The organism is Aeromicrobium sp. PFPM2_SD2 (assembly GCF_057364525.1).
Window position 1 is genome coordinate 1 of the sequence record NZ_JBNFNZ010000042.1, and the last position, 10,576, is coordinate 10,576.

Annotated in this window: 10 protein-coding genes and 2 pseudogenes; 2 read left to right on the top strand and 10 right to left on the bottom strand. The window is 72.6% G+C overall.

Going from position 1 to position 10,576, the window contains the following annotated elements:
* The 10 genes and pseudogenes from AC2W7G_RS03990 to dnaK form a co-directional block, all read right to left on the bottom strand.
* A partial coding sequence (locus AC2W7G_RS03990) for a PAS domain-containing protein (RefSeq protein WP_485867298.1) occupies positions 1-1,001 on the bottom strand: 1,001 nt, incomplete at its 3' end.
* Positions 1,002-1,142: 141 nt separating this feature from the next.
* On the bottom strand, positions 1,143-1,343 hold the full coding sequence (locus tag AC2W7G_RS03995) for a biotin/lipoyl-containing protein (protein WP_485867299.1): 201 nt from the start codon (positions 1,341-1,343) through the stop codon (positions 1,143-1,145).
* On the bottom strand, positions 1,250-2,899 hold the full coding sequence (locus AC2W7G_RS04000) for a hypothetical protein (protein WP_485867300.1): 1,650 nt from the start codon (positions 2,897-2,899) through the stop codon (positions 1,250-1,252). The genes AC2W7G_RS03995 and AC2W7G_RS04000 overlap by 94 nt, the downstream gene beginning before the upstream one ends.
* Positions 2,851-4,113 carry an ATP-binding protein gene (locus tag AC2W7G_RS04005; RefSeq protein ID WP_485867301.1) on the bottom strand — a complete coding sequence of 421 codons (1,263 nt, stop codon included), beginning with the start codon at positions 4,111-4,113 and terminating at the stop codon, positions 2,851-2,853. The genes AC2W7G_RS04000 and AC2W7G_RS04005 overlap by 49 nt, the downstream gene beginning before the upstream one ends.
* Positions 4,110-4,541, bottom strand: a complete 432-nt coding sequence (locus AC2W7G_RS04010) for a biotin carboxylase N-terminal domain-containing protein (protein ID WP_485867302.1) — start codon at positions 4,539-4,541, stop codon at positions 4,110-4,112. Before AC2W7G_RS04010 ends, AC2W7G_RS04005 begins: the two co-directional genes overlap by 4 nt.
* 224 nt (positions 4,542-4,765) lie before the next feature.
* Entirely contained in the window at positions 4,766-5,155 is a 390-nt protein-coding gene (locus AC2W7G_RS04015; protein ID WP_485867303.1) for a hypothetical protein, read from the bottom strand.
* 201 nt (positions 5,156-5,356) lie between these two features.
* Complete coding sequence (locus AC2W7G_RS04020) at positions 5,357-5,722, bottom strand: heat shock protein transcriptional repressor HspR (RefSeq protein WP_485867304.1); 366 nt, start codon at positions 5,720-5,722, stop codon at positions 5,357-5,359.
* Between the two features lie 11 nt (positions 5,723-5,733).
* A pseudogene (gene dnaJ / locus AC2W7G_RS04025) lies at positions 5,734-6,854 on the bottom strand (molecular chaperone DnaJ).
* Positions 6,855-6,868: 14 nt separating this feature from the next.
* Positions 6,869-7,477 (bottom strand): nucleotide exchange factor GrpE, encoded by a 609-nt coding sequence (gene grpE / locus AC2W7G_RS04030; protein WP_485867305.1) that lies wholly within the window; start codon positions 7,475-7,477, stop codon positions 6,869-6,871.
* Positions 7,474-9,319 (bottom strand): annotated as a pseudogene (dnaK, locus tag AC2W7G_RS04035) (molecular chaperone DnaK). Before dnaK ends, grpE begins: the two are co-directional and overlap by 4 nt.
* Before the next feature lie 184 nt (positions 9,320-9,503).
* Here dnaK and AC2W7G_RS04040 point away from each other — a divergent pair.
* Both AC2W7G_RS04040 and AC2W7G_RS04045 read left to right on the top strand, forming a co-directional pair.
* The gene (locus AC2W7G_RS04040; protein ID WP_485867306.1) at positions 9,504-10,097 is read left to right on the top strand and encodes a hypothetical protein; all 594 of its coding nucleotides are present in this window, start codon (positions 9,504-9,506) and stop codon (positions 10,095-10,097) included.
* Positions 10,098-10,141: 44 nt separating this feature from the next.
* The coding region (locus AC2W7G_RS04045) for an acyl-CoA thioesterase domain-containing protein (RefSeq protein WP_485867307.1) at positions 10,142-10,576 on the top strand (435 nt) is incomplete at its 3' end.

Sequence of the window (10,576 nt, forward strand, 5' to 3'; positions counted from 1 at the left end):
CGGTTTGAGCAGCCCGGTGAGCGGGTCGTGGGCGCCGCGCGCTCGTGCTTGGCCTGGGCCTCGCGCTCGGCGGTGATGTCGGCGAACGAGCAGATCGCGCGGTAGCTGCGGCCGAGCTGGTCCAGCACCGCGTGCACCCGCACCTGGTACCAGACCGTGCCGCCGTCGGGCCGCACGCGCGTGGCCACCAGCCGGCCGCTGGTGCGCTCGGCGTCCTCGGCCAGCAGCTCGGCGACGACCTCGGAGATGCAGGGCTCGCCGGGGGCGGGGGTCAGCACCGCGGCGAGCTCGCCCACGTCCGCGACGTCGCCGAGCTCGCGTGCGAAGCGCCGGTTGGCGTAGGTGAGCCGCAGGTCGGGGTGGACGACGACCTCCGGGGACGGGGAGGAGTCGAACGCGCGCCGGAAGATGCGCTCGTTGTGGGCCGTGCGGGCGAGCCGGCGGGTCGCGTCGATGGTCAGCTCGGCCTGGCGGGCGAGCAGCTCGAGCATCGCGCACTGCTCGGCGTCCGGCTCCAGGCCGCTGAGCGGCAGGTCGACGCTGATGAGGCCCATCAGCTCGCCGTCGCCGTCGCGCAGCGGCGCGTAGAGGCCGTCGTCGACGCCCCAGGCGCGCGGGTCGTGCGCGGTGCGGGCGTAGCGGTCGTCGTCGGAGGAGCGCCAGGTGGGCAGGCCGACCTCCGCCTCGTCGCCCTGCAGGAAGAGCAGGCGTCCGCGGGGCTCGCAGGCGGCCATGAGCGCGTCCCACTCGGCGCGCGGCCCGACCCGGCCGAGCATCTGCTGCTTGAGCTCGTCCGGCCCCTCGACCACGACCACCTCGAGGTCGCCCTCGGGCGTGGTCAGGCCGACGGCGACGGCCTCGAACTCGATGACGGTGCGGATGCCGCGGGCGATGGCGGCGAGGACGACGGGCAGGTCCGAGCCGGTGACGATCTCGCGGGTGACGCCGAGGAGCTGCTCGACGCGCGACCGCTGGATCGCCGCCTCCGTGCCCTCGCTCATCGCGTTCCCCTCGTCATCCGTGACCGTTGCAGGCTAGTGCTTCCTGTCGACACGACAGCGGTGTCCCACCAGCCCGGTCGGCGAAAATGACCCGTCCGGACCATGGCGTCATGGCCCGGACGGGTGGGTGGAGACCCGCGGTCACTCCAGGACGAGCAGCAGGTCCCCGCCCTCGGCCTGGCGGGTGTCCTGCAGCGCGAGCCGCGCGACGGTGCCGGCCCGCGGCGCGGTGATCGCGGCCTCCATCTTCATCGCCTCGATGGTGGCCAGGGTCTGGCCGGCCTCGACCGTGTCGCCCTCGGCGACCAGCGCGTGGACGGCGCCGGCGAACGGCACGGCCACATGGCGCGGGTCCTGCGGGTCGGCCTTCTCCGACGTCGCGACCTGCGACTCGACCGACCGGTCGCGCACCTGCACGGGCCGCAGCTGGCCGTTGACCGTGCCGAGCACGGTGCGCAGGCCCTTCTCGTCGGCCGGGCCGACCGCCTCGACGTCGAACAGGTGCAGGCGGCCCTCGTCGATCTCGACCTCGGTCTCGTGCCCGGAGCGCAGGCCGTACCAGAACGCGTCCGTCGGCAGCAGCGACAGGTCGCCGTGCTCGGCGACCGCCTGCTCGAAGTCCGACGTCGGCCGGGGAACAGCAGACGGTTGAGCGTGCGGCGGCGCGTCGCGCCGGGCTCACCGAGCGCGCGAAGGTCGTCCTCGGCCACGTCCTCGACCCGGGGCGCGGCCGTGCGTCCCTGCAGCGCCTTGCTGCGGAACGGCTCGGGCCAGCCACCCGGCGGGTCGCCGAGCTCGCCGGACAGGAAGCCGATGACCGAGTCGGGGATGTCGAAGGACGCCGGGTCGTCGGCGAACTCCTGCGGGTCGGCGCCGACGGCGACGAGGTGCAGGGCCAGGTCGCCGACCACCTTGCTGGACGGCGTCACCTTGACGACGTTGCCGAGGATGTCGTTCGCCGCGGCGTACATGTCCTCGATCTGCTCGAACTTCTCGCCGAGGCCGAGCGCGATCGCCTGCTGGCGCAGGTTCGACAGCTGGCCGCCGGGGATCTCGTGCCGGTACACGCGTCCGGTCGGGGCCGGCAGGCCGGACTCGAACGGCAGGTACAGCCGGCGCACCGCCTCCCAGTACGGCTCGAGTGCGTTGACCGCCGCGATGTCCAGCCCGGTGGCCCGCGACGAGTGGTCGGTCGCGGCGACCAGCGCCGACAGGGGCGGCTGGCTCGTCGTGCCGGCCAGCGACGCGGAGGCGGCGTCGACCATGTCGACGCCGGACTCGATCGCCGCGACGATCGTGGCCAGCTGGCCGCCCGGGGTGTCGTGCGTGTGCAGGTGCAGCGGCAGGTCGAAGCGCTCGCGCAGCGCGGTGACGAGCGTCCGGGCCGCGGGGGCGCGCAGCAGGCCGGCCATGTCCTTGATCGCCAGCACGTGCGCGCCGGCGTCGACGATGCGCTCGGCCAGCCGGAGGTAGTAGTCCAGCGTGTAGAGCTTCTCGCCCGGGTCGGACAGGTCGCCGGTGTAGCAGAGCGCGACCTCGGCCACGGTGGTGCCGGTCTCGCGCACCGCGTCGATCGCCGGACGCATCTGGTCGACGTCGTTGAGCGCGTCGAAGATGCGGAAGACGTCGATGCCGGTGTCGGCCGCCTCCTGGACGAACGCGGTGGTCACCTCGGTCGGGTACGGCGTGTAGCCGACCGTGTTGCGTCCGCGCAGCAGCATCTGGATCGCGACGTTCGGCATGGCCTCGCGCAGGCGGGCCAGGCGCTCCCACGGGTCCTCCTTGAGGAACCGCAGCGCGACGTCGTAGGTGGCTCCGCCCCACGCCTCGACGCTGAACAGCTGCGGCGTCAGGCGGGCGACGTAGGGCGCCACGCGCACGAGGTCGCGGGTGCGCACGCGGGTGGCGAGCAGCGACTGGTGGGCGTCGCGGAAGGTCGTGTCGGTGACGCCGACCGTGGTGCTCTCGCGCCACGCCGGGCGAAGCCCTCGGGACCGAGCTCGCGCAGCTGCTGGCGGGTGCCGGCCGGCGGCTGCTCGTCCAGGCTCCGGCCCCAGGCGGCCAGGTCGGGCAGCTTGACCGCGGGGTCGAGCTGCACCGGCGCCTCGCCGTGCGGACGGTTGACCGTGACGTCGGCCAGGTAGGCCAGCAGCTTGTCGGCCGGGTCGAGGTCGCCGCGCGACTCGAGCAGCTCGGGGTGGTCGTCGATGAACGACGTCGTGATCGGGCCCGACCCGAAGTCGGGGTGGGCCAGCAGGCTCTGCAGGAAGCCGATGTTGGTCGAGACGCCGCCGACGGTGAACTCGCGCAGGGCCCGGCGTGCCCGCAGCACGACCGACCCGAAGTCGCGGTTGCGGCAGGTCATCTTGCTGAGCATCGAGTCGAAGTGCGGGCTGACCGACGCTCCGGTGTAGACCGTGCCGCCGTCCAGACGGACGCCCGGACCGCCGGGCGAGCGGTAGGTGGTGATCGTGCCGGTGTCGGGACGGAAGCCGTTGGCCGGGTCCTCGGTGGTGATGCGGCACTGCAGCGCGTAGCCGCGGACCCGGATGCGCTCCTGGTCGTCCAGGCCGAAGTCGGACAGCGCCAGCCCCGAGGCGACCATGATCTGGGCCTGGACGAGGTCGACGTTGGTGACCTCCTCGGTGACCGTGTGCTCGACCTGGATGCGCGGGTTCATCTCGATGAAGACGTAGCGACCGTCGGCACCGAGCAGGAACTCGACCGTGCCGGCGCACGAGTAGCCGATCTCGCGGGCGAAGCGGACGGCGTCCGCGCACATGGCCTCGCGGGTCTCGACGTCCAGGAACGGCGCCGGGGCGATCTCGACGACCTTCTGGTGGCGGCGCTGCACCGAGCAGTCCCGCTCGCGCAGGTGCACGACGTGGCCCTGGGTGTCGGCCAGCACCTGCACCTCGATGTGGCGGGCGCCGACGACGGCCTCCTCGATGAAGCAGGTCGGGTCGCCGAACGCGCCCTCGGCCTCGCGCATCGCGGCCTCGATGGACTCGCGGAGCCGGGCCGGCTCGTCGACGCGACGCATGCCGCGTCCGCCGCCGCCGGCGACGGCCTTGACGAACAGCGGGAAGGTCAGCTCCTCGGCGGCGCTCATGAGCTCGTCCACGTCGCGGACGGCGGGACCGAGGCCAGCACGGGGACGCCGGCGGCCTTGGCCGCCGCGATGGCGCGGGCCTTGTTGCCAGTCAGCCGCAGCACGTCCGCGGGCGGGCCATGAAGGTGATGCCGCGGCGGCGCACGCCTCGGCGAGCTCGGGATTCTCGGACAGGAAGCCGTAGCCGGGTAGACGGCGTCGGCGCCGGCGCGCTGGGCGGCGGCGACGATGGCCTGCGGGTCGAGGTAGGCGCGCACGGGATGGCCGCGCTCGCCGATCTCGTACGCCTCGTCGGCGCGGACGCGGTGCTCCGAACCGCGGTCCTCGTACGGGAACACGGCGACCGTGCGGGCGCCGAGCTCGTGGGCGGCGCGGAACGCACGGATGGCGATCTCGCCGCGGTTGGCCACCAGGATCTTCTGGAACACAGGGACGTCCTCACCGGCTGGGGTCGTGTCGGTGAGCACAACCTACCGGCGCGGGCCGGCGTCGGCGCCCCTCGTCTCATCCCGCGACGTGGCCGGTTCGCGCCACGGGGTGCCCGACCCGCGATTCGGGTCCGCCGGAGCGCCCGCGGCCCTGTGGATTGGACGACCAGGTTGACGAGCTCGTCGACCACTGGGACCGCGGCCGATGCGTCTACGCGGGCGGCTCAGCGCAGGAACGGGCCGCGGAGGTCGAGCAGCGGGTCCTTGGGCGGGACGGCGCGGACGGTCGCGATCCAGAGCACGGCGACGAGCAGGACGACCAGCGTAACCGCGGTGGTGAAGGCGCCGGCGAAGAACCAGCCCTCCGGGTCGAGCCAGCACAAGCCGGCGAAGGCCGAGCCGGCCGCGCCCAGGACCAGAATGGTCCGAGCCGTCCGTCCGACGACGAGCGCGGCCACCGCGAGCACGGCGCTGAGCCCCTTGACCGCGGCGAGCCACTCCTCGGGCCAGGCCGCGTCCGGGGCGTCCGACAGCAGGTAGGCCTCCGGGACCGACGCCCCGAGCGCCAGCAGGGTCAGGACGAGCGCGACCGAGCGGCGGGTGGGCGTCGTCATGGACGCACCCTGGCACGAACCGCACCCCGGAGGACGCGGTTCGGGCCAGGTGGTCGCGGTGCGCGAGCGGTGAGCCAGCAACCGAAAGACAGGCCTGCTCGGTTGCTGGCTCACCGCCACGGCCCGGGTGCGGTTGCTGGCTCACCGCCCACGACCGAGGTGAGGTTGCTGGCTCACCGCCCACGACCGAGGGGGCAGGCCTCAGTGGGAGGTGCGGCGCCAGACGGTGACGTGGGTGCCGGGGAACGGCACCGGCAGGTTGCGCACCTGCTCGGACGCGGCGACCTGGGCCTCGAGCTCGGCGACCCGCTCGGCGAGCGCCTGCACCTGCTTGCGCAGCTCGATGACCCGCTTGACGCCCTCGAGCCCGACGCCCTCGGACGTCAGCCGCGCGACCTCGCGCAGCAGCTCGATGTCGAGCAGCGAGTAGCGCCGGCCGCCACCGCCCGTGCGGGCCGGCTCGACCAGGCCGAGCCGGTCGTACGTGCGCAGCGTCTGCGGGTGCAGGCCGGACAGCTCGGCGGCCACGCTGATCACGAAGACCTTCGCCTCCGGTCCGGGAGGCACGAACGCGTCCATCACGACACCTTCTCGAACTCGTCGTCGCGCGGGCTACGTCCTCCCCGCGCCGCGCGCAGCGCCTCGACCGCCGCGCGCTCCTCGTCGCTGAGCGTGGCCGGGACGTCGACCTGCACGGTGACCAGCAGATCGCCGGTCGCCTTGCTCGTGGCGACGCCCTTGCCGCGCACCCGGAAGGTGCGTCCGGACGGGGTGCGGCCGGCACCTTGAGCGTCACCCGCGAGCCGTCGAGCGTCGGTGCGCTGATCTGCGCGCCGAGCACCGCCTCGTCGTAGGCGATCGGGACGGTCACCGTGAGGTGGTCTCCCTTGCGGCCGAAGACCGGGTGGGGCGTGACGTGGACGACCAGGAACATGTCGCCGTCCGGGCCGCCGTTGTCGCCCTTGCCGCCCTTGCCCTTGAGCCGGATGCGCTGGCCGTCCTTCACGCCGGCCGGACGCGCACCGTGATGGTGCGGCTCGACGGCGCGCGGCCGGAGCCGCGGCACGTGTCGCAGGCGTGCTCGACCACGAGGCCGCGACCGTGGCACTGGGTGCAGGTCTCGGTCATGGCGAACACGCCGCCGGACGCGCTGGTCTGCACGCCGCTGCCCTCGCAGCGCGAGCACACCTTCGGGACGGTGCCCGGACGCGCGCCCGTGCCGTGGCACGTGGGGCACGGCTCGTCGCTGGACGTGCGCAGCGGCAGGGTCGCGCCCTCGACGGCCTGCTCGAACGTCAGGGTCGCCTCGGTCTCGACGTCGTCGCCCCGGGCGGGCGCGGGGTGCCCGGGTACGGGCACCCCGCCCGCCGCGTCCGCCGCCGAAGAAGCCGCCCAGGATGTCGCCGAGGTCGAAGTCGACCCCCGCGCCGCCCGGGAACCCGGCTCCCCCGCCGCCGAACTGGCTGAACAGCGTGCGCTGCTCGTCGTACTGCTTGCGCTTCTCGGGGTTCGAGAGGACGGAGTACGCCTCCGAGACGTCCTTGAAGCGCTCCTCGGCGGCCTTGTCGCCGGGGTGCGAGTCGGGGTGGTTCTCGCGCGCGAGCTGGCGGTAGGCCTTCTTGACGTCGGCCTGCGTCGCGTCCTTCGACACCCCGAGGATCTTGTAGAAGTCCTTGGACCCGTGGTCAGACGAGCTCATCGCGCGTCACCTCCTCAGCTCTCGTCGGCGGCACCCTCGGGCGCCGCGCTCTCCTCGTCCTGGCCGGCGTCGGCCCCGGCCTCGGCCGGCTCGACCACGCCGACGGTCGCCGGCCGCAGCACGCGGTCGCCGACCTTGTAGCCGGTGCGCATGACCGAGTGCACCGTGGTGGTGCTGACCTCAGCCGACTCACCGGCGTGGAAGACCGCCTCGTGCAGGTTCGGGTCGAACACGTCGCCCTCCTGCCCGAACGACTCCAGGCCGTGGCCCTTCAGCGCCTGGTTCAGCGCGTCCGCGACGGCCTTGAAGCCGCCGGTCAGCTCACCGTGCTCACCCGCACGACCGAGGTCGTCGAGCACCGTGAGCAGCGACCCGAGCACCTTCTCGGCACCCTGGGCGCGCACGAGCTCGCGATCACGGTCGACGCGGCGCTTGTAGTTGACGTACTCGGCCTGCAGACGCTGCAGGTCGGCGGTGCGCTCGTCCAGCTGGCGGCGCAGCTCGGCGGTCTCGTCGACCGGCTCGGCTGCCTGGTTCTCGTCCGTCCCCTCGGGGGCGGGGCCCGCGGCGGCGTCCACCGCGGGCTCCTCCCCCATCGGGACCTGGTCGGCCGGGTCCGTCACTTGGTGTCCTTCTCGTCCTCGTCGACGATCTCGGCCTCGACGACGTCGTCGTCACCGTCGGTGCTGCCCTCGCCGGTCGCACCCTCGGCCTCGGCCTGCTGCGCGGCGGCCTCGTACATCGCCTGGCCCATCTTCGAGCTGGACTCGGCCAGCTTCGTCGACGCGGCCTGGACGGCGTCGGCGTCGTCGCCCTTGAGCGCGTCGCGCAGGGCGTCGAGGTCGGACTGCACCTCGGCCTTGACGTCGTCGGCGACCTTGTCGCCGTTCTCGTTCAGGAACTTCTCCGTCGAGTGCGCGAGCGACTCGGCCTGGTTGCGGGCCTCGACCTGCTCACGACGCTTGCGGTCCTCCTCGGCGTACTGCTCGGCGTCCTTGACCATGCGGTCGATGTCGTCCTTCGACAGCGCCGAGCCGCCGGTGATCGTCATCGACTGCTCCTTGCCGGTGCCGCGGTCCTTGGCCGAGACGTTCACGATGCCGTTGGCGTCGATGTCGAACGTGACCTCGATCTGCGGCACGCCGCGCGCGCCGGCGGCAGGCCGGTGAGCTCGAACGTGGCCAGCAGCTGGTTGGCCGAGGCCATCTCGCGCTCGCCCTGGTAGACCTGGATCGCGACCGACGGCTGGTTGTCGTCGGCGGTCGTGAAGACCTCCGAGCGCTTGGTCGGGATCGTGGTGTTGCGCTCGATCAGCTTGGTCATGATGCCGCCCTTGGTCTCGATGCCGAGGGACAGCGGGGTGACGTCGAGCAGCAGGACGTCCTTGACCTCGCCCTTGAGCACGCCGGCCTGGAGGCTGGCGCCCACGGCGACGACCTCGTCGGGGTTGACGCCCTTGTTGGGCTCCTTGCCGCCGGTGAGCTGCTTGACCAGCTCGGAGACGGCGGGCATGCGGGTCGAGCCGCCGACCATGACCACGTGGTCGATGTCGGAGACCTTGATGCCGGCGTCCTTGATGACGTTGTGGAACGGCGCCTTGGTGCGCTCGAGCAGGTCGGCGGTGATCTTCTCGAACTCCGCGCGGTCAGCGTCTCGTCCAGGAACAGCGGGTTCTTGTCGGCGTCGACCGTGATGTAGGGCAGGTTGATCGACGTCGAGGACGAGCTGGAGAGCTCGATCTTGGCGCGCTCGGCCGCCTCGCGGATGCGCGGCATGGCCATCTTGTCCTTGGTCAGGTCGATGCCGGTCTTGGCCTTGAAGGCGCCGACGATCCAGTCGGTGACCGCGTTGTCCCAGTCGTCACCACCGAGGTGGTTGTCGCCGCTGGTCGCCTTGACCTCGATGACGCCGTCGCCGATCTCCAGCAGCGAGACGTCGAACGTGCCGCCGCCCAGGTCGAAGACCAGGATGGTCTGCTCGGTCTCGCCCTTGTCCAGGCCGTACGCGAGCGCGGCCGCGGTGGGCTCGTTGATGATGCGGCTGACGTTGAGGCCCGCGATCTCGCCGGCCTCCTTGGTCGCCTGGCGCTGGTGGTCGTTGAAGTAGGCCGGCACGGTGATGACCGCGTCGGTGACCGGCTCGCCCAGGTAGGCCTCGGCGTCGCGCTTGAGCTTCTGCAGCACGAAGGCGGAGATCTGCTGCGGGGTGAACGTCTTGCCGTCCACCTCGGTCTTCCAGTCGCTGCCCATGTGGCGCTTGACCGAGCGGAAGGTCCGGTCGTTGTTGGTGACGCCCTGGCGCTTGGCGACCTCGCCGGCCAGGACCTCGCCGTCCTTGGCGAACGCGACGACGGACGGCGTGGTGCGCGCGCCCTCGGCGTTGGCGATGACGGTGGGCTCGCCGCCCTCGAGCACGGCGACGACCGAGTTGGTCGTACCCAGGTCGATTCCGACGGCACGTGCCATGGTGTGTTCCTCCTGCGGATCGGGTGGTGCGTTAGGTCTGTGAAGTCGTTGCCGGACTCGCGTCAACTGACTTGAGTCTGACTTTATCAACTTCGTCCACGCCGTTCACATTCCCGGTCTGCGGGACGATCTTCGCCCGCGTCTGGGCGGGCGGGACCGGCCGGGCGCCCCTACGGTCGGGGCCATGAACCGCCTCCCCCTGCGTCCCCGTTCCGTCGCCGTCGCCTGGCCGCGACGCCTCGCCCTGGCCGCCTGCGGAGGCGGTGACGACGCGGACGCCGGCGCGCGGACGTCCGCCTCGGGCTCCCCGTCGGCCGAGGCCGCGACGGGTGAGGAGGCCGGCACCGACGACTACACCTTCACCGTCCCCGAGGGCTGGACCGACATCACCGACCGCATCCCCGGCTTCTCGCCGGAGGTCGCCTACTCCGCGCCGGACGCGCAGGACGGCTTCGCCACCAACCTCAACGTCCTGCCCGAGCCCGGCCTGGGCCAGGGACGACCGGTCGGCCAGGTCGTCGAGGCCACCGTGCCGCAGCTGGAGGCGAGCGGCTTCCAGGAGGTCGAGCAGCACGACCCGTTCGTGGTCGACGGCAAGGAGGCCGGCGTCGTGACCGCCCTGGCGTCGCAGAACGGCGTCTCCTACCGCACCCGCCAGTACTTCCTCAGCCGCGACGACGCCGGCTGGATCGTGACGTTCTCCTTCCCGCAGGCCACGCCCGAGGCCGACCAGGCCGAGCTGGCCGAGAGCGTCATGACCACCTGGACCTGGAGCTGACCCGCGCGTCGTCCCCGGTCGCCCGTGCGGCAGTCTCGGGGGCGATGAGCTACTTCGAGCGGCTGGACGAGCGGACCTGGCGGGCGACCGAGCACACCGGCGGCGCCTGGCGCACCGACGAGCAGCACGTCGCCCCCGCGCTGGGGCTGCTGACCCACGTCGTGGAGCAGCACCGCGACGCCCGGCGGGACGACGGCCTCGTGGCGTCGCGGCTGTCGTTCGACATCCTCGGCACGATGCCGGTCGCCGACGTGGACGTGCGGGTCGAGGTCGTCCGGCCCGGACGCACGATCGAGCTGGTCGAGGCGACGATGTCCCAGGGCGGACGTGACGCGGTGCGGCTGCGCGCCTGGCTGCTGCAACCGGGCGACACGAGCGCCGTCGCCGGCTCCGCGCTGGAGCCGATCGACCGCCGGAGGCGCTCGAGCCGTGGGCCGCGTCCGAGGTCTGGCCCGGCGGCTTCATCGCCTCAACCCAGG